We start from the raw sequence: 22,093 nt of genomic DNA on the forward strand, positions 1-22,093 counted from the left end.
TGCCATGACGCGCGGTCTGCTATTTCGATTCACTGTCTGGATTTTCGGATTTGCATTGGCGATGCCCGCAGGGGCGTCGTCATTGCAAGTATCGCCGACCGGATTGGAATTGAGTGCAGCGCAAAATGCCGACGCCTTGAGCTTGTCGAACACCGGTCAAACCCCGATCCGGGCACAGGTTCAAGTGTTTCGCTGGCGCCAAATCGATGGCAAAGATGTGTTGGAACCTACGCGTGATCTGGTAGCCACACCCGCCATGCTCTCGATCGCACCGGGAGCACGGCAACTTGTGCGCGTCGTGCGCGTAGGATCGGCCTCCACCAAAGAAGGCAGCTTCCGCATCATCGTCAGCGAACTTCCCGCGCCTTCTATCGAAAAATCGAAGGCCGGTTTGTCTTTTTTGTTGAAATACTCTTTGCCGGTCTTCATCGCGCCGCTTGAAAAATCCGACACGGCACGCCCTTCGCTCTCCGCGCGCGTTCTAGGCAATGCGCTCGAAGTTTCCAACAGCGGTGGCATGCACGCCCGTTTGTCGCAAGTTTTCTGGGTGTCTGCCGATAAGTCACGCCATGAACTGGCGCCGGGATTGTTGGGTTACGTATTGGCAGGCGAAACCATGCGCTGGCCACTTCCTGCCGGCACGACCCGTGGCAACGGCTATTTCGAAGCAGTCATTAACGATGATCCGAACGCTAGCAAGCTTCAGTCTTCGGTTGCGCCCTAACCTGCTCGCTTTTGCAGCTGCCTGTTGCCTCAGCGTCAGCGCCTTTGCCGGCGAAGACATCAGCGGCAGCTCTAACGCAACCGAGGCGGCCGAAGCCGCCGACGAAGTGTATTTGCAGGTCACAGTGAATGAACAATTGCGCGCGTCGCTCCATCGGTTCGTCCTGCGCGATGGCCGATTGTATGCAAGCCCTTCAACGCTCGAAGAACTCGGTCTTCGCGTCGCGGCGTCCGACAAGAACGAGCGCTTGGTGCCCGTCGAGCGCGAGGGCGTAAAAGCCCACTACGATGTCGCCGCACAATCTCTCACCCTGGTCGCCCCCATCTCCGAACTTGCGATCGGCACGACGCATTTGCATTCAATGCCCGACGCACCGGAACCCACCCCTGCACCTTGGGGCGGATTGTTGAACTACGACGTAGACGGGTTCAAGACCGGGAGTGCCACGCAAGTTGTGATTGCACCAACGGTTCGGCTCTTCGGACCGGGAAACGTAGTGTTCGAATCCAGTGGCATCGTGCAAACCGCCAATGCCGATCATCGGTCGCAAACGCGCGCGATACGTCTCGACAGCCGCATACGCTGGACGCGGCCCGACAAAGCCATCGAAGTCATCGTGGGCGATTTGGTCACGGGCGGACCGGATTGGGCGCGGCAAACCCGAATGGGGGGCGTGCGAATCGGTACGAACTACGAATCTTTGCAACCTTATAGGTTGCTTTCGCCGGGCCCTGTTTTCAGCGGTGAAAGCGCTGTGCCGAGCAACGTCGAGCTCTATGTCAATGGCATCAAGCAATTCGAAGGGGACACGCCCGCCGGTCGCTTCGTTGTTTCCGGCCTTCCTTCCATGGAAGGATTAGGCAACGCGCGCTTGGTCATGACGGATGCCTACGGACGTGCGCGAACTGTGGAGATTCCGTTTTATGGCACAAGACGGCTGTTGGCTCGCGGTCTCGATAACTGGTCGGTCGCCGTGGGTCGCGTTCGCCTTGGATACGGCGCCACGTCAAACCGGTATGACGGTACCGTTGCGCTCGACGCAAGTTGGCGCGGTGGATTGACCGATTCATTTACCGGGGAAGTGCATGCGGAAGCAAGGCGCGACCTGCAACTTGGCGGCCTCGGTGCGGCAATGGTTGCCGGCAATGCCGGGGTGATCCACGTGGCAATGAGCGGCAGCCGCTCGCGCGGATTGCAGGGCAGCCAAACGCGCTGGGGCTATCAATGGGCGAATACCCGATTCAGTTTGGCGTTCGATAGCCAACGCACGCATGGCGACTATCGCGATATCGCCGCAGTTTCCAGTGGCTTCCTATCAGCCGACAAGTCCGATTCCGCTAGTGCTGGGTTCAACAACGCACGAGTGGGCAGTTTCAATCTCACCTACGCAAACCTGCGGTATCCAGACGAGAATGGCAATCGCATCCTTGGCGCTTACTGGAACCGGACGATCGGCGACCGCTGGTTTCTTAGCGCGGGAATGCAACGCGACTTGGAAAACCCGCGCCTGGAAAGTTATCAACTCAGTTTGTCCGCAACCCTCGGCCAAGATCTGCAAGCCTTCAGTTCGATGCGGCATTCCAAGACGAACGACAGCTTCGAGGCCAACCTGATGAAGCAAGCTCGCGCCAATGGTGATTTCGGCTGGCGCGTGCAAGCCCGGAAAGACACATTGGGCGGCATACAAGGTCTCGTCGAAGGCCAATGGTTGACCAAAGCTGCTGAAGTGACTGCGGCCGCGACCAGCGGCGCGCGCGATCAGGGCAGTCAATACCGATTGGCTGCTCGCGGCAGTGTGCTGTGGATGGGTCGTAGCTTCTTCGCGTCGCGCGAAGTTGTGGACGGATTTGCCTTGGTTCAGACCGGCTTGCCGGGTGTGCCGGTCAAACTTGAAAATCGTGCGTACGGGGTCACAAACGCCGCCGGCGAACTCATCGTGACGCCTGTGATTCCCTTTCAGCACAACCGGGTTTCAATCGACCCGACCAACCTTCCTGCCAATGTGCGAGTCCAAAGCAGTGATCGTGACGCCGTTCCGGGCGCCAGTGGTGCGACACGGGTAACGTTTAATCTATCTCCCGTTCACGCGGCCGTCGTGGTTCTGTCGGATAAGGATGGTGCAGCGATTCCCGTGGGCAGCACCGTGCGACGGTTGAATGCAGATGGGTCGCAATCTGAGACCATCATGGGATACGACAGCGAGGTGTACTTGGAAGGCCTTTCGGAACACAACAAACTCATCGTCGAGACACCGGCAGGCGTTTGTCATTCAGAGTTCAACTACGATTCGAAGGCGCAGGGGATCCCGCGCATCGAATCCGTGCGTTGTGTCATGGAGGCAGAATGAATTCCCGGGCGCTGCTCTTGCTGTTGGCCATGCTTTGGCTGGTGCTTCACACGGCACCGGCGCGAGCTGCCACCACGTGCACCACTTCCGCGCCAGACATCGTCATCACCGGATATGACGGAACGGCACAGGCTTCCGCGAATACCACCATCACGGTCCGTTGTACGACGCCGGATTTCGCACTCTTCGGAGGCCGGGCTTATGTCAATTTGTGTCTATACATTGATGGACAGCCGCGCCGACTCGTCAACGGGGCAAGCACACTTGCGTATGAACTCTATACGGCGAGTGGATCGGTTTGGCAGGCGCCTTCTGCGTCACCGCCATCCCAACAAATGGTGAACCTCAACTACAGCGTTGGCTGGGGTGGAGGATCCGGCTCGGCAACGGTTCTGATCAACGCTCGTATTCCTGCGCAATCAGGAGCCGTGAATGGAACCTACAGTCACACGCTTCCAGGCGTGGCCACGAGCGCTGAATTCAGATCCAGTGAACCTGGATTTTTCGGTGATCCCACAGCACCGCCCGCCAGCTGCAAGACCGGGGACATTGCCGGCGCCAATACGCCGAATTTTCCATTCGCCACCACTGCACAAGTCACGACCACTTGCCAAATCAACACGGCCAGCGATCTGAACTTCGGCAGCGTCGAAGGCTTTATCACTTCTGCAGTCAATCAAACGTCGCAAATTAACTTGCGCTGCGTAGGTGGCACTGCATGGAAGCTGGGGTTGAACAACGGCATCAATGCCAATGGTACGCAGCGAAGAATGAAGCACAGCGCCGCGGCAGAATTCGTCGACTACGAGTTATATCGGGACGCCGGGCGTAGCCAGCGATGGGGCACGACCTTGAACAGCGACACGCAGAACGGTATAGGCACGGGCAACGCACAAACCGTGACCGTCTACGGTCAAGTCCCTCAGCAAACGGCTACCCCAGGCGACTATAGCGACACTGTCACCGTCACGATTACGTACTGAAACTCGGCGCATCGTGCTGCGACGCAACGTCCGCTAGAATATGGCCATCTTCTGCCGACAGGTGTCCCATGTCCGAACTCGTCTATCGCCGCGTGTTGTTGAAACTTTCAGGCGAGGCGTTGATGGGGGACGAAGACTACGGCATCGACCCGAAAATCCTGGGACGCATTGCCACCGAAGTCATTGAAGCGCGCGCGGCCGGTGCGGAAATCGCACTGGTCATCGGCGGCGGCAATATTTTCCGCGGTGCCGGACTCGCGGCCGGCGGCATGGATCGCGTCACCGGCGATCAGATGGGCATGCTGGCCACGGTGATCAACGCGCTGGCCATGCAAGATGCGCTGGAAAAACTCGGCGCGAAATGCCGGGTGATGAGTGCGATCAAGATCAACGACGTTTGCGAAGACTACATCCGTCGACGCGCCGTCCGTCACTTGGAAAAAGGCCGGATCTGCATTTTCGCCGCCGGTGTGGGCAGCCCGTTCTTCACCACGGACTCCGGTGCCGCGCTGCGCGCCATCGAAATCGGCGCGGACTTGCTGCTGAAAGCCACCAAGGTGGACGGCATCTACGACAAAGATCCGAACAAACACAGCGATGCGGTGCGCTTCGATGACCTGACCTACGACGAAGTGCTGCAACGTAACCTTCAGGTGATGGATACCGCCGCATTCGCCTTGGCCCGCGACAGCGCGTTGCCGATGCGCGTATTCGACATGTATCAGCCCGGTGTGATTTCGCGGATCCTCAACGGCGAACCGGTCGGCACACTCGTTCACGCCTGAGCGCCCCGAAGAGCCGGATTCAACGCTGTTCGCACACCTTCCCCTCTATAATGGGGAGTCAGATTCGCGGAGCTCCGAACATGTTGAACGAAATCAAGCAAGACGCGCAGGCGCGCATGCAAAAAAGCATTGAAGCCCTTCGCAACACCTTGAGCAAAGTGCGCACCGGCCGCGCCACCACGGCATTGGTCGATCACTTGAAGGTCAACTATTACGGCTCAGACATGCCCCTGACCCAGGTGGCCAGCGTCACCGTCAGCGACGCGCGTTCGCTCACCATTACGCCTTGGGAAAAACCGATGGTCGCTGCCATCGAAAAGGCGATCCTCGCCTCCGACTTGGGCCTCACCCCCAACACCGCCGGCACCACCATTCGCATCAATATCCCGGCCCTCACCGAAGAACGCCGCAAGGACCTGACCAAGGTCGTCCATGGCGAAGGTGAGGATTCCAAGGTGGCGATCCGCAACATCCGCCGCGATGCCAACCAGCAAATCAAAGATTTGTTGAAAGAAAAGGCCATCACCGAAGATGACGTGCGCCGCACCGAAGAAGAAATTCAAAAGATCACCGACAAGGCGATCAAAGACATTGACGACGTCATCAAAGAAAAAGAAGTTGAATTGATGGCGGTTTGACGCGTCGGCCCGCGACTGGCGCATGAATACACCGAATACCCTGCCAAGGCATGTGGCCGTCATCATGGACGGCAACGGTCGCTGGGCGCAGCAACGCCGCCGCCCGCGCATCATCGGCCATCGTGCCGGCGCGCGCGCTGTGCGCAATGCCATCGATTACTGCATGCAGCAAGGCGTGGAAGTGCTCACCTTGTATGCGTTTTCCAGCGAGAACTGGCGCCGGCCTGAAGAAGAAGTCAGCGGGTTGATGCGCATTTTCTTGAATGTGCTCGATACCGAAGTGTCGGAGTTATCGCGACGCGGGGTGCGCATCCGCTTCATCGGTGATCGCGCCGCCTTCAGTGAATCCCTGCGTGCACGCATGCAGGACACCGAGTCCGCTACCGCTGACAACACACAACTGACGCTGGTCATCGCCGCGAGTTACGGCGGTCATCAGGACATCGCCCAAGCGGCGCGCGTGCTCGCCCAACAAGTGGCAGACGGACAGCTGCGCCCTGAGCAAGTGGATGCAGAACGCATGGCGCAGCATGTGGCGATGTCGGATCTGCAGCCGGTCGACCTGTGCATCCGTACCGGCGGGGATTTGCGCATCAGCAACTTCCTGTTGTGGCAAATTGCTTATTCCGAACTGTGGTTCACACCGGTACTCTGGCCGGATGTGGACGCAAAACTTTTGTCCGAGGCTTTCAGCGACTTTGCCAGGCGGCAGCGTCGTTTTGGCATGACGGGCGAACAAATCGACGACGGCGCAGGAGCGGCCTTTACCCCATGACCCGTACCCGCGTAATTTCCGCCTTGGTGATGGCACCGATTGCGATCTCGGCCATCTTGCTGTTGCCGACGCCCTGGATGTCGGTGCTTGCCGCCGCCGTCTTCATGGGCGGCCTTTGGGAATGGCTGAAACTGTCCGACGTGGATGACACGCTGGCCCGCAGCATCCTCGTCGCCCTGAATTTGCTGTTGCTCGTGGTTCTGGTATGGGCCTCGCATTCGAAACAAGGTGGCACGACCGCCCTGCTCACTGTCATGACCATGATCGGTGTGGTGTGGTGGCTGATCAGCGCGCTTTGGTTGCGCTTCCCGGCCTTCGGCTCCCATCACGAACATTGGTCGCGCGTCTGCAAACTCTTTGCGGCGAGCCTTGCGATCCTCCCGGCTTGGTGCGCGTTGATGTTGTTGCACAGCGGCGCCGACGATGTCGTGCAACGCGGTCTTTGGAACGTGCCGGCAGGACATTGGTGGTTGCTCACGGCGCTTGCCACCGTGTGGATGGCCGATTCCGGCGCGTATTTCGCCGGCAAGAAATTCGGCAAGCGCAAAATGAGCCCGCGCATCAGCCCGAACAAGACCGTGGAAGGTCTGCTCGGCGGCATCGCCGCCGGCGTCGTGACTTGCATGATTTTCTCCCTAGCGACCGGCATTTCAGCCGGCGCGCTGCCGGCGGTGGCATTGGTGGGCATGCTGACGGTCGTGGCCGCTGTGATCGGTGATTTGTTTGAAAGCTTGCTCAAGCGCCATGCCGGGGCAAAAGACTCCAGTGATCTGATTCCGGGACACGGCGGTATTTTGGATCGGGTGGACAGTGTGCTGGCTGCACTGCCGGTCTTTGCCCTGTCCAAGCTCTTGCTCGGATTGTGAACGCCGACGCCCCACAACGCATCGCACTGCTGGGCGCCACCGGCTCCATCGGCACCTCCGCACTCGACGTCATTGCCCGTCACCCGGAACGGTTTGTTATCGACACGTTGGCGGCCGGCTCGCGCGTCGATGCGCTGATTGAATTGTGCAAAAAATTCCATCCGCGTTTTGCCGTGATCGCCGATCCTTCTGGTTACGAGGCGCTGAAAAACGGCCTATCCGATTGCGGTTTGCGCACCCAAGCCGCCGCCGGGGCAGCGGCGCTGAATGAACGTGCATCGGCGGAGGACGTCGATACGGTCATCGCGGCCATCGTCGGTGCAGCGGGTTTGGATTCCACTTTGGCAGCTGCGCGTGCGGGCAAGCGCCTATTGCTCGCCAACAAGGAATCCTTGGTTCTGGCCGGCGAGCTACTGATGCAAACGGCGCACGCATCGGGCGCCACCATCGTGCCGGTGGATAGTGAACACAACGCGATCTTTCAATGCCTGCCTGCCCATGGCGACAACCGAAATGTCTCGCGCATCATTCTGACTGCCTCTGGCGGGCCTTTCCGTGGAAAACGTCGTGCTGAGCTTGCCGAGGTCACGCCGGCACAAGCGGTTGCCCATCCCAATTGGTCGATGGGTGCGAAAATTTCCGTCGATTCGGCCACGCTCATGAACAAAGGTCTCGAGGTGATCGAAGCGCACCATTTGTTCGGGATGGCGCCGTCGCGCATTTCGGTCGTTGTGCATCCGCAGAGCATCGTCCACTCCATGGTGGAATACGACGACGGCTCAACCCTAGCGCAATTGGGTCGCCCCGACATGCGCACCACGCTCGCCGTCGGGTTGGCTTGGCCGGACCGGGTTGCGTCCGGCGTCGCCGGCCTTGATTGGCAACAGCACAGTCGTCTGGATTTCGAACCCCCCGATCTCGACACCTTTCCCGCTTTGCAGCTCGCCTTTGATGCGATGGCGACGGGTGGTACGGCACCGGCGATGCTCAACGCATTGAATGAAGTGGCTGTTTCAGCCTTTCTTCAGGCGCAATGCAGTTTCCTAGGCATATCCGCGCTGGTGGCGGCCGGTTTGAACACCCTTGAATCCGAACCCGCCAGTTCGCTGGATGCGTTGCTTGCCGCCGACCTGCGTGCACGTGCGTTTGGCGCGGAATACTTGCGTACACATTGATCCACCGCATCCGGGAATACGTCGCGCCGCATGAGTACATTTTTGGGATCCATCCTCTGGCTCGTCGTCACCCTCGGCGTGTTGGTGACCCTGCATGAACTCGGGCACTTCTGGATGGCGCGTGCGTTCGGCATTCGCGTCAATCGCTTTTCTTGGGGATTCGGCAAACCCCTGTGGTCGCGCCGGGCCAAAGACGGCGTTGAATACGCCATCGCCGGCATCCCGCTCGGCGGCTATGTCTCGATCCTGGAAGATCCGGATAACACATTGATTGAGCCGATGCGCTCGCAAGCACTCACGCACAAACCCAAATGGCAGCGCGCACTGGTGTTTGCGGCCGGCCCGTTGATGAATTTGTTTTTGTGCATCGTGTTTCTGTGGGTGATGTTGGTCGTCGGTCGTCCGGACTACACACCGGTCGTCGGTGATGTGCGCGGCATGGCGGCGGAACAAGGCTTCAAGCCGGGCGACACCTTGCTCAGCATCGGCGGCCAATCCGTTCCGACTTGGAATGACGCGCTGATGCCGATTCTGCGCCACGGCGTGGCCCGTGATCGCGTCACGACCGAAGTGCGTACCGCCGAAGGCGCGACGCAAACGCGCACGTTGGATTTCAGCGCGGTGCCCGCTGACACTTCGGACACGGCGCTCTTCGCCGCCTCGGGATTGATTCCCAAACATTGGCTGATTGCACCGGTGATCGGTGAGGTGCGTCCCGGCACGCCGGCGGCCGGCGTCCTGCAATCCGGCGACCGCATTCTCACGCTCGATGACCGTCCGGTGCGATCCTTCACCCAGATCGCTGAAGCCGTTCGCGCCGCGCCAGCTGAACATACGTTCACAATTTCGTTCGTACGCGACGGCGAGACCCAAACGACGCATTTGAAGCCGGCCCTGTCGGGCAGCGAGCGCTTGATCGGCATCGGCCCTGCCGCGACGACCGAACCGGGATTCGACACGGTCTACCGGCTTGGCCCCTTGGCCGCGATCCCCGCCGCCCTGCGCGAAACCGCCACTTTGGCGCGGGATACCGCGTCCATGGTGGTTCGCCTGTTCAGCGCACCCAGCGCCCGCGAAGGGGTTTCGGGGCCGATCACCATCGCGCGCGTGGCCAACGAATCCGCCGGACAGGGCTTTGCCTGGTTCCTGCGTTTCCTTGCGTTAATGTCTTTAAGCCTCGCAGTCATTAACCTTATGCCTGTCCCCTTCCTCGATGGCGGGCATTTGCTTTATCTGGCAATCGAAACAATCCGTGGTCGCCCCTTGGAACCAAGTGCGATGATGGTGGGTCAATTGCTAGGTGCCACCCTTCTCGTGAGCCTCATGGGGCTCGCGTTCTACAATGACATCTTAGGCCTGCTACGGTAGTCGGCCGGAAATAACGGAAATCATGATGACGAGACGTCCAACTCGCCGCCTCATTGCTCTCGCACTCGCTGCAGCGCTTTCAGTCCCCGCCTTTGCACAGGAAGTCGAACCGTTCCAGGTCAGCGACGTCCGCGTGGATGGTTTGCAGCGTATTTCAGCAGGTACGGTCTTCACCTATCTGCCGATCGAGCGCGGCGACACCGTCAATCAATCCAATGCGGCGGACGCCATCCGCGCCTTGTACAAGACCGGCTTCTTTGAAGACGTGCGCTTGAGCCGCGAAGGCAGCATCCTCGTCGTCAACGTGGTCGAACGCCCGGCGATCAACAAGATCGAAATGAAGGGCAACAAAGACATCAAGGAAGACGACCTTCGCAAAGGCTTGAAGGAAATCGGCCTTGAAGAAGGTGACACCTTCGACCGCATGAGTCTCGACCGTGTGACGCAGGAACTGACGCGCCAATACAACAACCGCGGCAAGTACAACGTCGAAATCAATCCGGTGGTGACCCAACTGGACCGCAATCGCGTCAATGTCGCGATCAACGTCAAGGAAGGCAAAGCCGCCAAGATCCGTCACATTAACGTGATCGGCAACGAATTGTTCACCGACAAGGAGTTGATGGATAACTGGGAATCCCGCCAGACCGGCTGGTTGTCCTGGTACAAGCGGGACGATCAATATTCGAAAGAGCGCCTTTCCGGCGATCTGGAAAAGCTGCAGTCCTATTACCTGGATCGCGGTTACATCGATGCCGACGTCACCCCCGACAACACCCAAGTCGCCATCAGCCCGAACAAGCGTGATCTCTACATCACCGCCGGCCTGACCGAAGGCGAACAGTACAAAGTCTCCACCGTCACGGTGAGTGGCGACACCGTGTTGCCGCACGAAGACATTGAAAAACAAATCAAGTTGTTTGTCGCACCGGACAAGGTGTTCTCGCGTCGCGGTCTCGAAGCGGCCAACGAATCGGTTGCCGCCGCGCTCAGCAATATCGGCTATGCATTCGCCTCGGTCAATCCGGTGCCGAATGTGGATCGCGCAAGCCGCACCGTTGCGCTCGACTTCCAAGTCAATCCGGGTCCGCGCGTGAACGTGCGCCGCGTGGTATTCGATGGCAACACCCGCACCGCAGACAACGTTTTGCGCCGTGAAATGCGTCAGATGGAAGGCAGCTGGTATTCGCAAGCCGCCATCGACCGTTCCAAAATCCGTTTGCAACAGCTCGGGTTCTTCGAAGAAGTGAAAATCGAATCGAAGCCCGTGCCGGGCACTCAAGATCAAGTTGATCTTGCCGTGAGCGTGAAAGAAACCAACTCGGGCACCATAAACTTCGGTGTCGGCTACTCGCAGTTGGGCGGCATCCAATTGAACGGCTCGCTTTCGGAACGCAACTTCATGGGCTCGGGCAACCAGCTCTCGGTCGCGCTGGCACGCAGCAGCTACCAGAAGCAGGCCTCGTTCCAGTTCTTGAATCCGTACTTCAGCAAGAACGGCATGTCGCTCGGCTACAACGTGTATTGGAGCGAGTTCGACTATTCGAACTACAACACGGCGCAGTACAACACCAGTGAAGGCGCCGCCAACGTCACCTTGGGCATTCCGTTGACCGAATGGGACTCCATCAATTGGTCGTTGGGCTATAGCCGCAAGCAAGTCTCGATTTTCCGTGGCTCCACGCCGCAATCGATCGTCGACTACATCGACGCGGTCGGGACCCGCACCTTCAATGCTTGGCGCACCTCGGTATCGTTCGCCCGCGACACGCGTGACAACTACCTGCAGCCGACGCGCGGTACATACCAACGCCTCGGCTTGGAAGTCACGTTGCCGAATTCGACCGTCAGCTATTACATCCTCGACTATCAATTGTCGAAGTTCTTCCCGCTGAGCGACAAATTGGTGCTGAACACCGTCGCCAACATCGGCTATGGCAATTCCTACGGCAAAACCTACACCCGCACCTTGAGTGATGGTCGCGTAGTGACTGCCAAGGGCATGCCGTTCTATGAGAACTTCTATGCCGGCGGCGTCTCGCAAGCAGGTCGCGTGCGCGGCTTCGTCGACAACACCTTGGGCCCGACGGATTTCAGCTCGTTCGGTTACAACCAACCGATCGGCGGCTCGATCAAGACCATCGGCTCGTTGGAACTGTTCTTCCCGAAACTGATCGACTCGCCTGCGGCACGTGTGTCGGCCTTCCTCGACTTCGGTAACGTGTTTGCCGACCGCTCGTCGATCAAGGCCAGCGAACTCCGCGCCTCGGCCGGTGTGGCGATGATGTGGCGTTCGCCGATGGGGCCGATCTCCATCAGCTATGCGATTCCGGTGCGCAAATTCCCGGGCGACCGTATCGAACGCTTACAATTCTCCTTCGCAGGACAGTTCTAACGGAGACGTGCATGCCGGCGACCCGCAGCACCGACGCCGGCTATACGCTGGAAGACATTGCCGAACGATTCGCCCTCACCCTTCGGGGTGAGGCAGGCACACGTGTCACCGGTGTCGCGACCCTGGCCAATGCCGCGGCCACTGATGTCGCCTTTCTCGCCAACCCGCTCTATCGCAATCAAGTGGCACAGACGCGTGCCGCCGCGGTGATTTTGCGTGAGGAAGACGCAGCGCTTGCACCGAAGGGTGCCCTGATTGCGCGAGATCCATACAGCGCGTTCGCCAAGATTTCCGCCCTGTTCGATCCGGATCCGGAACCGGTACCGGGCGTCCACGCCAGTGCTGTTGTTGACGACACCGCGACCATTGCCGCAACCGCGCAGGTCGGTCCGCATTGCGTGATCGGTGCGCGCAGCGTGATTGAAGACGGTGCCGTCATCGGGCCGGGCTGCATCATCGGCGAGGATTGCATCGTCGGCGCCGGCTGCAGCTTGGTCGCACGGGTGAGCTTGGTCAAACGTGTCCGCCTTGGGCGGGGGGTCCGCATCCATCCGGGTGCGGTGTTGGGCGCCGACGGCTTTGGCCTGGCACAAGACATTGACGCCAACGGCGAGCGTCATTGGATCAAAGTGCCGCAACAGGGCGGTGTCGTCATCGGCGACGATTGCGAAATCGGTGCCAACACCACCATCGATCGCGGTGCGCTTGATGACACCATTCTGGGTCGCGACGTGCGGCTAGACAATCAGATCCAAATCGGACACAACGTCGTGATCGGAGATCACACTGCCATGGCCGGCTGCGTGGCCGTCGCCGGCAGCACACGCATCGGCAGCCGCTGCCTGATCGGCGGTGCGGCTGGTATCGTAGGTCACTTGGAGATCTGCGATGGGGTTGTGGTCACCGCCATGAGTTTGGTGACCCATTCGATTGACACGCCCGGCCAATATTCGTCCGGCACGCCGTTGATGGACAGTCGTAGTTGGCGCAGGAGCGCCACCCGTTTCAAACAACTCGATGAACTGGCGCGACGGATCGCCCGGCTCTCGAAGGAGTCGTTGTGACCGCTTCAGTGCAATTGCCGTTGGACGTTGTAAAAATCAAAGAACTGCTGCCGCATCGCTACCCGTTTCTGTTTCTGGACCGCGTCGTTGAATTCGAGGCCGGCGCGCGTATCGTGTGCATCAAGAACGTCAGTGCCAACGAGCCCTACTTTGAAGGCCACTTTCCCAGCCGTCCGGTGATGCCGGGTGTGCTGTTGATCGAAGCGATGGCCCAAGCCGGTGGCGTGCTGAGCCATTTGAGCCGCGGCACTTCTTACGACAACGGACTCTCCTATTTGGTGAAGGTTGATGGTGCGCGTTTCTCGCGCATGGTCGGACCGGGAGACCAAGTGGCGCTCGAAGTGAAAATCAAACGTGCCATCCGCAACATGGTGTTGTACGAAGGTATCGCCCGTGTGGATGGCGAGGAAGTCGCCGCCGCCGAAATCCTCTGTGCCGAGGCCAAATAAGCCCATGCAAGATCTGATCCATCCCACCGCCTCGATCGACCCCGCTGCCCGTCTGGGCGAAGGCGTGCGCGTCGGTGCGTTCACGCTGATTGGCGCCGACGTCGTCATCGGTGACGGCACGGAGATCGGATCACATTGCAGTATTCAAGGCCCCACCCGAATCGGGGCCAACAACAAGATTCATGCGCATGTCGCCATCGGCGGCGACCCGCAGGACAAAAAATTTGACGGTGAGCGCACCACGCTCGTCATCGGCGACGGCAACACCTTCCGGGAATTTTGCACGGTCAATCGCGGCACCGGTCACGGCGGCGGCGAAACGCGCGTGGGAGATGGCAACTGGTTCCTCGCGTATGTGCATGTCGCACACGACTGCATCGTCGGCAGCCATTGCGTGTTTTCCAACAACGCGACGCTGGCAGGTCACGTCACCGTGCAAGATCACGTCATTTTGAGCGGCTTCGTCGGCGTGCATCAGTTCTGCCGGATCGGTGCGCATGCATTCGTCGGCATGGGTGCGTTCGTCAATGGCGACGTCCCACCGTTCGTGATGGTCGCGCAAAGTGATTACAGCCGGCCGCGCGGTATCAATACCGAAGGTTTGAAGCGTCGCGGTTTCAGCGCCGAACGCATCGCCTTGGTGAAGCGTGCCTACCGCGCGTTGTACATGGGCGATGCCAAGCTCGAGGAAGCGAAACAGGAACTCGCCGAAATCGCGACCGGCAGTGAGGACGTGCGCGCATTTCTTGAATTCATTGAACGCGGCGAGCGGCCGCTGTTGCGCTGAAGTGGCGCCGATGGGCCGCCCGTTGCGCATTGCCTTATGCGCGGGTGAAACCTCCGGTGATCAACTCGGTGCCGGTCTGGTTGAAGCACTCAAGCGCGAACTTCCCGACGCGCAATTCGCCGGTATCGCCGGCCCGCGGATGAAAGCTGCAGGCGTCGATGCCTGGGAAGACGCGGATGCTTTGGCCGTGATGGGTTTCGCAGAGGTGTTGTCGCATCTGCCGCGTTTGCTCAAGCTACGCAAAGCGTTTCGGCAGCGTTTGTTGGCATGGCGACCCGATGTCTTCATCGGTATCGATGCCCCTGATTTCAATCTCGGCATGGAAGCTTGGCTTAAATCCCGCGGCGTGCGTACAGTGCATTACGTGAGTCCGAGCGTCTGGGCTTGGCGGGCCGAGCGCGCGGAGAAAATCGGTGAGTCCGCCGATCGGGTGCTGTGCTTGTTTCCGATGGAACCGCCGATTTATGCGCAGTACGACGTCGACGCCACGTTCGTCGGACACCCCTTAGCCGATGAAATACCGCTGACACCTGACCAAGGCGCGGCGCGTTCGCATTTGGGCGTGGAAAACGCTTTGCCGGTCCTGGCTGTGTTGCCGGGGTCGCGGGCCAGCGAGATCGACAACATGTTGCCGGCCTTTCTCGCCGCAGCCAGTCGCGTACAGCAAGTCAAACGCGATCTGCAGGTGTTGATTCCGGCGGCGAATGCGCGCTGCAAAGCCCGGATTCAAGCACACATCACCACGCATGCCGCGCCTGATTTGCCGGTGCGCGTCTTCGACGGACAAGCACAAGCCGTGATGATTGCCAGCGATGTGGTCTTGCTTGCGTCGGGCACTGCGGCATTGGAAGCGATGTTATGCAAACGGCCCATGGTTGTGGGACACCGGATATCGGGACTCACCTATCGCATCGTCAAAGGCTTGGGCATGTTGAAATCACGATTCGTGAGCTTGCCCAATGTCTTGGCGGATCAAGCCCTGATTCCGGAATTGCTCCAAGCCGAATGCACACCCGAAGCATTGGCCGATGCCGTCCTGGCTTGGTTCGATGACCCAGAACGCAGTGCGCGCGTGCGCGAAACCTTTGCGCAAATCCATTCGCAATTGCGCAAGGATGCCGCAAGACACGCGGCGGAAGCGGTCGCCGAACTGATCACCCCGGCATGAACGAATTGCTCCGCGTCGCCGGCGTCGACGAAGCGGGCCGCGGTCCCTTGGCTGGCCCGGTTGTGGTCGCCGCGGTGGTCTTTCCACCCGGACGCGCGCCCATCAACGGGTTGGATGATTCAAAACGCTTGACCGCGGCCAAGCGCGAGTTGATGTATCCGCGCATTCTCGAACGTGCCTCGGCATGGGCGATAGAAGTGGTCGATGTGGAAGAGATCGATGCACGGAACATCTTGCAAGCCACTTTGCACGGCATGCGCTGCGTCGTTGCGCGCGTTCACGCGCAGGCAGATGAAATCCGCATCGACGGCAACATCGTGCCGAGTGGTCTGCCCTGCGCCGCGACCGCTTGGGTCGGCGGCGACGCGCGATGCCGCCGGATCATGGCCGCTTCGATTCTCGCCAAAGTCACCCGGGACCGGATCATGCTGGCATTGGATGCGGAATACCCGCAATACGGCTTTGCGTCGCACAAGGGCTATGGCAGTCCCGGCCACCTCGCCGCACTGCGCACTCACGGCCCCTGCCCCGCGCACCGGCGCTCGTTCGCACCGGTTCAGGCGGCGCAGATCGAACAAACCACGTTGGGATTCTGATGCCCGTTCACGGATTTGACCGTCTGCACTTGTCAAGCCTTGTTATGCGTCGCCGCGAACCCTACCCTCAATGTTCCCCGCACGCGCACACGGCATGAGCTCCCGCTTCACCCACCTGCAATTACACAGCGAATACTCGCTGATGGATTCGGTCATCCGTCTGGATGATCTGATTGCACGTGCCCGTGAATTGGCGATGCCTGCTGTCGCAGTGACCGACCGCAACAACCTGTTCGCCTTGGTCAAGTTTTACGGCAAGGCGGAAAAGGCCGGCATCAAACCAATTGCCGGCGCGGATGTTTCTGTCAAACATGCCGACGGCACCCGTTCCCAACTGACCTTGCTGTGCCGCAACCGGGACGGCTATTTGTCTTTGTCTCGCTTGCTGACGCGCGCATGGATGGAGGGTCACCAGACCGAAGGTGTCGCCATCAACTTCGATTGGATCGCCGAGGAAGCGCCGCGTGATTTGTTCGCGCTCGCCGGGTTTGATTCGGCCGTCGGTATTCATGCCTTGGCGCAAAAAGATGCGCTGGCAAAGCAGGAGACCGAAGCGCTCCTGTCCATTTTCGGTGAGCGGCTGGCACTCGCCGTCACGCGCGCACAACGCGAGAACGACGACCCGTTCAACGCGGCGGCGTTTGATTTGAGCAGCAGCTTTTCTGTGCCGGTGGTGGCCAGCAATGATGTCCGTTTCCTCGATGCCAGTGATTACGAGGCACACGAGGCACGCGTTTGCATCTCGAGCAGTCGCGTGCTCGATGACCCACGCCGACCGCGTCCCTACACGCCGGAACAGTCATTCAAATCGCCTGACGAGATGCGCGCGTTGTTTGAGGATGCGCCCGACGCGATAGACAACGCCAACGCCATCGCCCGTGCCTGCAATCTCGAGCTGCAGTTGGGCACTTATTTCTTGCCCGCGTTTCCGGTGCCCTCTGAGGAGACGCTCGAAACCTGGATGCGATCGCAGGCGCACGAAGGCCTCGAACGACGACTGGAAAAACAGCCGCTGGCCAACGGGCACACGCGCGAATCCTATATCGAACGATTGGACGTTGAACTCGGCGTGATTGCCAACATGGGCTTCGCCGGCTACTTCCTGATCGTGGCCGACTTCATCGGTTGGGCGAAGAAAAACGGTATCCCGGTCGGCCCTGGCCGCGGTTCGGGTGCCGGTTCGCTGGTGGCATGGGCGCTTGGCATCACCGATCTCGACCCGCTGCCCTATGACCTGCTGTTCGAACGCTTCCTCAATCCGGAACGCGTGTCGATGCCTGACTTCGATATCGACTTCTGCATGGATCGCCGTGACGAAGTGATCGATTACGTCGCGCAAAAATACGGCCGCGACCGCGTGAGCCAAATCATCACCTACGGCACGATGGCCGCGAAGGCTGTGGTGCGCGACACGGGCCGGGTGATGGGCTTTGGTTATGGCTTCGTGGATGGCATCGCCAAGCTCATTCCCATGACCTTGGGGGTCGGTCTGGAGGATGCGCTCGGCCGCACGGAAAAAGGCAAAAAAGACGCCAATTTCGCCAGCCCCGAATTGCAATCGCGCTACGAAAAAGAAGATGGCGTTCGCGACCTGCTTGATCTCGCCTTGAAGCTGGAAGATTTGCCTCGCAATGCCGGCAAGCACGCGGGTGGTGTGGTGATCGCGCCGACTCCGCTGTCGGATTTTTGCCCGCTCTTTGCAGAACACGCCGGCGAAGGTCTCGGTCGCAATCCGGTGACGCAGTTCGACAAAGATGACGTCGAAGCCGTCGGCTTGGTGAAATTCGACTTCCTCGGACTTCGCACGCTGACGATCATTGATTGGGCGGTGAAAGCGATCAATGCGCGTATTCGCGCCAACGAGCCTGACGCCGCACTGGTGGACATCACCGCCCTGCCGCTCACGGATACCGCGACCTTCGAGCTGTTCGCGCGCGGCGACACGGTTGCGGTGTTCCAGTTCGAATCACGCGGGATGCGTGAATTGCTGAAGAAAGCGAAGCCGGACACCTTCGAAGACTTGATTGCGTTGGTGTCCTTGTATCGACCCGGCCCGATGGATCTGATTCCGGACTTCATCGACCGCAAGCACGGGATTGCCGAGGTCAGCTATCCGCATCCCTTGCTCGAACCGGTACTGGCACCGACCTACGGTGTGGTTGTGTATCAGGAACAGGTGATGCAAACCGCGCAGATTCTTGCCGGTTATTCATTGGGCGGCGCCGATCTTCTACGCCGCGCCATGGGCAAGAAGAAAGTCGAAGAGATGGCGAAGGAACGCGCCAAATTCGAAGCCGGTGCTCAGGAAGTGCACGGCATCGCCCCTGCGGTCGCCGGTCCGATCTTCGACTTGCTGGAAAAGTTCGCCGGCTACGGCTTCAACAAATCGCACGCGGCCGCCTATGCATTGGTGTCTTACCAAACCGCTTGGCTGAAAGCGCACTACCCCGCCGAATTCATGGCGGCCGTGTTGTCGTCCGACATGGACAAGACCGAGAAGGTGGTCGGTTTTCTCAACGAGGCGCGCGCAATGGGTTTGACACTGTTGCCGCCGGATGTGAATGCCTCTCGCTACATGTTTGAAGCGATCGATCCGCAAACTGTGCGTCATGGCTTGGGCGCGGTGAAGGGTGTCGGTCAAAACGCCTGTGAAGCCATTGCCGAAGCACGTGACAGCGGCGGCGTCTTCAAGGACGTGATGGATTTTTGTGCACGCGTCGATGCGACCCGCGTCAATCGTCGCGCGATCGAAGCCTTGATTCACGCCGGTGCGATGGACGGCTTGGGCGGCAACCGGCCGACGTTGTTGCTGCAGTTCCCTGAAGCCATGAAGGCGCAGGAGCAGGAAGCCAAGGCGCAGGCGGTCGGCCAGGATTCCTTGTTCGGCGGCATGGGCGCCGCTGCGCCGCCGTTGCAAGTGGACCTGCCCACCGCCAGCGATTGGACGCTTGCGCAGCGACTCAAGGCGGAAAAGGACAGTCTGGGCGTATATCTTTCCGGGCACCCGGTGGACCCCTATCGCGACAGTCTGATCGCCATCACCGGACACGACCTCTCCCACCTGGAAAGCATCTGGAACAATCGCAGTGATCAGGAACGCCGTGGTTGGCGCCCTGAGGCCAACGCGATTCTCGGTGGCATGATCACCGGTTTGCGCCGCCGCGGCGAGACGCAGACGATTGCCACACTGGAAGATGGTCGCGGCCAAGTGGAGTGCATGGTCTTCCAGGAAGAAATGGAGCAGTTTGGCCATCTGCTGGCACAAGACGCCCTGTTGATCGTCGAAGGCGGCCTGCGTGAGGATGACTTTAATGGCGGCTTCTCTTTGCGCGCACGCCGCGTTTGGAACTTCCGTGAAATCCATCCGGCCTATGCCGAGCGCATCTTGGTGCGACTGGATGCCCGCGATGACGCGGCGGCGGCCCGCTTCCTCGAGGCGCTGAAAGCTTACCGGCCGGGTCTGACGCCCCTGCGTATCGAATTGCTGCGCGACGGTGTCCGCGGCGCGGTGGACTTGCGGGCGCCCCATGGTGTGCTGCCGGACATCGAGCTACCGGGCATCTTGCGCGCCATCGACGGCGTGAAGTCGGTCGCCGTTTCGTTCAGAAAGCCTTGGTGAAACCGACCCCTGCGTAGGGTGCGAAAACCGAAATCCGTTAGACTGAGCGCGTCGCCGGGCAGACCCACATGAATCCGAATTACCTAGATTTTGAACAACCCATCGCCGATCTTGAAGCCAAGATCCAAGAACTTCGTCATGCGAGCGCCGGACCGGCGGTCAATATCGACAATGAAGTCGCCGCGCTGCAAAACAAATTGCGCCAGCGCACGGCGCACATTTTCCGTGATCTGAGCGACTGGCAAATTTCGCAGTTGTCGCGTCATCCGCAGCGCCCTTACACCCTCGATTACATCAAGGTGATGTTCACCGATTTCGAGGAACTGGCGGGCGACCGCGCCTTTGCCGATGACAAAGCCATCGTGGGCGGACTTGCCCGTTTGAACGGTTCGCCGGTGATGATCATCGGCCACCAAAAAGGCCGCGACACCAAATCCAAGGTCAAGCGCAATTTCGGCATGCCGCGTCCGGAAGGCTATCGCAAAGCTCTGCGCTTGATGAAAATGGCCGAACGCTTCGACATTCCGGTCATCACCTTCATTGATACCGCCGGCGCATGGCCGGGCATCGATGCCGAAGAACGCGGTCAGTCCGAAGCCATCGCCCGCAACTTGCTGGAGATGTCGGAACTCAAAGTGCCGATCATTTGCTGCGTGGTGGGCGAAGGCGGATCCGGCGGCGCATTGGCCATCGGCGTCGGCGACCGGACCTTGATGCTCGAATACAGCACGTACTCGGTCATCACCCCCGAGGGTTGCGCGGCAATTCTTTGGAAGGATTCCGGCAAGGCCAACGAAGCCGCCGAACAAATGTCGATCACCGCCAAGAAGCTGAAAGGCCACGGCTTGGTCGACAAAGTCGTGCGCGAACCGATCGGCGGCGCACATCGCAACCCGGTGCAAACCGCCAAGCGTTTGAAGGCCGTGATCGTCAACGAACTCGAAGCTCTCAAGGCTCTGCCGGTCGACCAGCTCTTGCAAAAGCGCTATGAACGTTTGCGCGGTTATGGCGCCTACGCCAAAGCCTGAGCCGGTTTTCCGATGCCGCTAGAGCAAAGCCTGCGGCCCTTGCCCGCCGGCCTTGAAGGCGCCGGCTCCCGCATCGTTGTCGCCTACAGCGGCGGTCTCGATTCCACCGTGTTGTTGCATGCCTTGCGTCGTGTGTATGGCGCACGCGTTCATGCCCTGCACGTCCATCATGGCATGCAGACGGACGCCGACGCTTGGGCCGAACACTGCCTGCGCATTTGTAAAGAATGGGCCGTGCCGATCGAAGTCGCGCGCGTGCAAGTTTCCGGGAACGGACGCGGCCTCGAAGACGCGGCGCGTGAAGCGAGACGTGCGGCATTCTCTGCACACCTGAGTCAGGGCGACATTCTTGCCTTGGCACATCATCAAGATGACCAAGCGGAAACGTTTCTCTTGAATGCCCTGCGCGGATCGGGGCCGGATGGTCTGTCGGCCATGCCAATGCTGCAGGTCATCAACGATGCGTTTTATTGGCGCCCTTGGCTGCAAGTACCGCGCACACAATTGGCGCACTACGCGCAAAAACATGCATTGGAATGGATTGAAGATCCGACCAATGCGACGACGCGATTCGACCGTAATTATCTGCGCCTCTCAGTAATGCCTTTGCTTCGTGCGCGCTGGCCGCATGCCGCAGCGGCCTTTGCGCGCGCGGCGGAATTGCAAGCGCAGACGCGTTCCGACTTGGACGCCACGACGCGCGAGATGCTGGCGCAATGTCGACTGGCGGATGACGATTTGCGCGTGGATGCATTGATGCGCTTTTCGGTGGAAGACCGCGCGCGAGTTTTGCGTGCTTGGGTTGCTTCGCTTGGATTGCCGCCATTGGGGAGTTCGCATTTGCAGCAGATCGAACGGGATGTGTTGGCTGCCCGTCAGGACGCGACGCCGGTGTTCGAGTGGGCACAGGCGCGCATGCTGCGCTGGCGCGATGTGTTGCATGCGTCCAAACAAGATACCCCAGCGGAATTTGCAGAGGTTCGCTGGGACGGCACGACGCCGCTTCCCCTTCCGGACGGTCGACGCTTGCGTTTGATGCCTGCAGGTGCCCTACCGCAATCCTATACGTTAGTCGCACGTCGCGGCGGAGAGCGCATCCGATTGCCCGGACGCAGCCACCACACCGAAGTGAAGAAGCTGCTGCAGGCCTTGGGCGTGCCAGCCTGGCAACGCAGCCAGCTGCCGCTACTCGTGGATGAATCGGGGGAAGTCCATGCGATTCCGGGCTGGGCGGTGTCAGAGACGCTCTCGTCATGGCTGCAACGCACCGGATCGCAGCTCGTTCATGACACCGAGATTGACCCCGCTTGTCTTGATTGACACACT

At 59.9% G+C, this 22,093-nt stretch carries 18 protein-coding genes; all 18 read left to right on the plus strand.

Translation table 11 applies throughout. From position 1 onward, the window contains the following. Positions 1-4: 4 nt before the first annotated feature. A complete protein-coding gene (locus H8L67_RS07760) occupies positions 5-724 on the plus strand; it encodes a fimbrial biogenesis chaperone (RefSeq protein ID WP_220379269.1) in 720 nt (239 codons plus the stop codon). Further along, entirely contained in the window at positions 681-3,071 is a 2,391-nt protein-coding gene (locus H8L67_RS07765; protein WP_220379270.1) for a fimbria/pilus outer membrane usher protein, read from the plus strand. Before H8L67_RS07760 ends, H8L67_RS07765 begins: the two co-directional genes overlap by 44 nt. After that, the gene (locus tag H8L67_RS07770) at positions 3,068-4,054 is read left to right on the plus strand and encodes a Csu type fimbrial protein (protein ID WP_220379271.1); all 987 of its coding nucleotides are present in this window, start codon (positions 3,068-3,070) and stop codon (positions 4,052-4,054) included. Before H8L67_RS07765 ends, H8L67_RS07770 begins: the two co-directional genes overlap by 4 nt. A gap of 68 nt (positions 4,055-4,122) precedes the next feature. Then, on the plus strand, positions 4,123-4,839 hold the full coding sequence (gene pyrH, locus H8L67_RS07775) for a UMP kinase (protein WP_220379272.1): 717 nt from the start codon (positions 4,123-4,125) through the stop codon (positions 4,837-4,839). 80 nt (positions 4,840-4,919) lie between these two features. Then, on the plus strand, positions 4,920-5,477 hold the full coding sequence (gene frr / locus H8L67_RS07780; protein WP_220379273.1) for a ribosome recycling factor: 558 nt from the start codon (positions 4,920-4,922) through the stop codon (positions 5,475-5,477). A 22-nt stretch (positions 5,478-5,499) separates the two neighbouring features. Continuing rightward, the gene (uppS, locus tag H8L67_RS07785) at positions 5,500-6,252 is read left to right on the plus strand and encodes a polyprenyl diphosphate synthase (RefSeq protein WP_220379274.1); all 753 of its coding nucleotides are present in this window, start codon (positions 5,500-5,502) and stop codon (positions 6,250-6,252) included. Then, a complete protein-coding gene (locus tag H8L67_RS07790) occupies positions 6,249-7,118 on the plus strand; it encodes a phosphatidate cytidylyltransferase (protein ID WP_220379275.1) in 870 nt (289 codons plus the stop codon). Before uppS ends, H8L67_RS07790 begins: the two co-directional genes overlap by 4 nt. After that, positions 7,115-8,293, plus strand: coding sequence for a 1-deoxy-D-xylulose-5-phosphate reductoisomerase (locus H8L67_RS07795; protein ID WP_220379276.1), 1,179 nt, complete (start codon positions 7,115-7,117; stop codon positions 8,291-8,293). The genes H8L67_RS07790 and H8L67_RS07795 overlap by 4 nt, the downstream gene beginning before the upstream one ends. A gap of 30 nt (positions 8,294-8,323) precedes the next feature. Then, on the plus strand, positions 8,324-9,661 hold the full coding sequence (rseP, locus tag H8L67_RS07800; RefSeq protein WP_220379277.1) for an RIP metalloprotease RseP: 1,338 nt from the start codon (positions 8,324-8,326) through the stop codon (positions 9,659-9,661). A 25-nt stretch (positions 9,662-9,686) separates the two neighbouring features. After that, positions 9,687-12,056, plus strand: coding sequence for an outer membrane protein assembly factor BamA (gene bamA / locus H8L67_RS07805; RefSeq protein WP_220379278.1), 2,370 nt, complete (start codon positions 9,687-9,689; stop codon positions 12,054-12,056). 11 nt (positions 12,057-12,067) lie between these two features. Next, positions 12,068-13,120 carry a UDP-3-O-(3-hydroxymyristoyl)glucosamine N-acyltransferase gene (lpxD, locus tag H8L67_RS07810; protein ID WP_220379279.1) on the plus strand — a complete coding sequence of 351 codons (1,053 nt, stop codon included), beginning with the start codon at positions 12,068-12,070 and terminating at the stop codon, positions 13,118-13,120. Beyond that, entirely contained in the window at positions 13,117-13,569 is a 453-nt protein-coding gene (fabZ, locus tag H8L67_RS07815) for a 3-hydroxyacyl-ACP dehydratase FabZ (RefSeq protein ID WP_220379280.1), read from the plus strand. The genes lpxD and fabZ overlap by 4 nt, the downstream gene beginning before the upstream one ends. A 4-nt stretch (positions 13,570-13,573) precedes the next feature. After that, the gene (gene lpxA / locus H8L67_RS07820) at positions 13,574-14,356 is read left to right on the plus strand and encodes an acyl-ACP--UDP-N-acetylglucosamine O-acyltransferase (RefSeq protein WP_220379281.1); all 783 of its coding nucleotides are present in this window, start codon (positions 13,574-13,576) and stop codon (positions 14,354-14,356) included. Between the two features lie 10 nt (positions 14,357-14,366). Next, positions 14,367-15,524, plus strand: a complete 1,158-nt coding sequence (lpxB, locus tag H8L67_RS07825) for a lipid-A-disaccharide synthase (protein WP_220379282.1) — start codon at positions 14,367-14,369, stop codon at positions 15,522-15,524. Then, a complete protein-coding gene (gene rnhB / locus H8L67_RS07830; RefSeq protein WP_220379283.1) occupies positions 15,521-16,120 on the plus strand; it encodes a ribonuclease HII in 600 nt (199 codons plus the stop codon). Before lpxB ends, rnhB begins: the two co-directional genes overlap by 4 nt. A 94-nt stretch (positions 16,121-16,214) precedes the next feature. Then, the gene (gene dnaE, locus H8L67_RS07835) at positions 16,215-19,739 is read left to right on the plus strand and encodes a DNA polymerase III subunit alpha (protein ID WP_220379284.1); all 3,525 of its coding nucleotides are present in this window, start codon (positions 16,215-16,217) and stop codon (positions 19,737-19,739) included. 68 nt (positions 19,740-19,807) lie between these two features. Continuing rightward, entirely contained in the window at positions 19,808-20,767 is a 960-nt protein-coding gene (locus tag H8L67_RS07840) for an acetyl-CoA carboxylase carboxyltransferase subunit alpha (RefSeq protein WP_220379285.1), read from the plus strand. Positions 20,768-20,779: 12 nt separating this feature from the next. Next, positions 20,780-22,087 carry a tRNA lysidine(34) synthetase TilS gene (gene tilS / locus H8L67_RS07845; protein WP_220379286.1) on the plus strand — a complete coding sequence of 436 codons (1,308 nt, stop codon included), beginning with the start codon at positions 20,780-20,782 and terminating at the stop codon, positions 22,085-22,087. The last annotated feature ends 6 nt before the right edge of the window (positions 22,088-22,093 follow it).

Source organism: Lysobacter soyae (assembly GCF_019551435.1).
Lineage (GTDB): Bacteria > Pseudomonadota > Gammaproteobacteria > Xanthomonadales > Xanthomonadaceae > Solilutibacter > Solilutibacter soyae.

Excerpts from the sequence above, each read along its gene's own strand:
- H8L67_RS07840 (WP_220379285.1), top strand. The coding sequence starts at position 19,808 with ATGAATCCGAATTACCTAGATTTTGAACAACCCATCGCCGATCTTGAA.
- rseP (WP_220379277.1), top strand. The coding sequence starts at position 8,324 with ATGAGTACATTTTTGGGATCCATCCTCTGGCTCGTCGTCACCCTCGGC.
- lpxB (WP_220379282.1), top strand. The coding sequence starts at position 14,367 with ATGGGCCGCCCGTTGCGCATTGCCTTATGCGCGGGTGAAACCTCCGGT.
- dnaE (WP_220379284.1), top strand. The coding sequence starts at position 16,215 with ATGAGCTCCCGCTTCACCCACCTGCAATTACACAGCGAATACTCGCTG.
- bamA (WP_220379278.1), top strand. The coding sequence starts at position 9,687 with ATGACGAGACGTCCAACTCGCCGCCTCATTGCTCTCGCACTCGCTGCA.
- lpxD (WP_220379279.1), top strand. The coding sequence starts at position 12,068 with ATGCCGGCGACCCGCAGCACCGACGCCGGCTATACGCTGGAAGACATT.
- uppS (WP_220379274.1), top strand. The coding sequence starts at position 5,500 with ATGAATACACCGAATACCCTGCCAAGGCATGTGGCCGTCATCATGGAC.
- pyrH (WP_220379272.1), top strand. The coding sequence starts at position 4,123 with ATGTCCGAACTCGTCTATCGCCGCGTGTTGTTGAAACTTTCAGGCGAG.
- H8L67_RS07770 (WP_220379271.1), top strand. The coding sequence starts at position 3,068 with ATGAATTCCCGGGCGCTGCTCTTGCTGTTGGCCATGCTTTGGCTGGTG.
- rnhB (WP_220379283.1), top strand. The coding sequence starts at position 15,521 with ATGAACGAATTGCTCCGCGTCGCCGGCGTCGACGAAGCGGGCCGCGGT.
- lpxA (WP_220379281.1), top strand. The coding sequence starts at position 13,574 with ATGCAAGATCTGATCCATCCCACCGCCTCGATCGACCCCGCTGCCCGT.
- H8L67_RS07765 (WP_220379270.1), top strand. The coding sequence starts at position 681 with ATGATCCGAACGCTAGCAAGCTTCAGTCTTCGGTTGCGCCCTAACCTG.
- H8L67_RS07760 (WP_220379269.1), top strand. The coding sequence starts at position 5 with ATGACGCGCGGTCTGCTATTTCGATTCACTGTCTGGATTTTCGGATTT.
- frr (WP_220379273.1), top strand. The coding sequence starts at position 4,920 with ATGTTGAACGAAATCAAGCAAGACGCGCAGGCGCGCATGCAAAAAAGC.
- H8L67_RS07790 (WP_220379275.1), top strand. The coding sequence starts at position 6,249 with ATGACCCGTACCCGCGTAATTTCCGCCTTGGTGATGGCACCGATTGCG.
- tilS (WP_220379286.1), top strand. The coding sequence starts at position 20,780 with ATGCCGCTAGAGCAAAGCCTGCGGCCCTTGCCCGCCGGCCTTGAAGGC.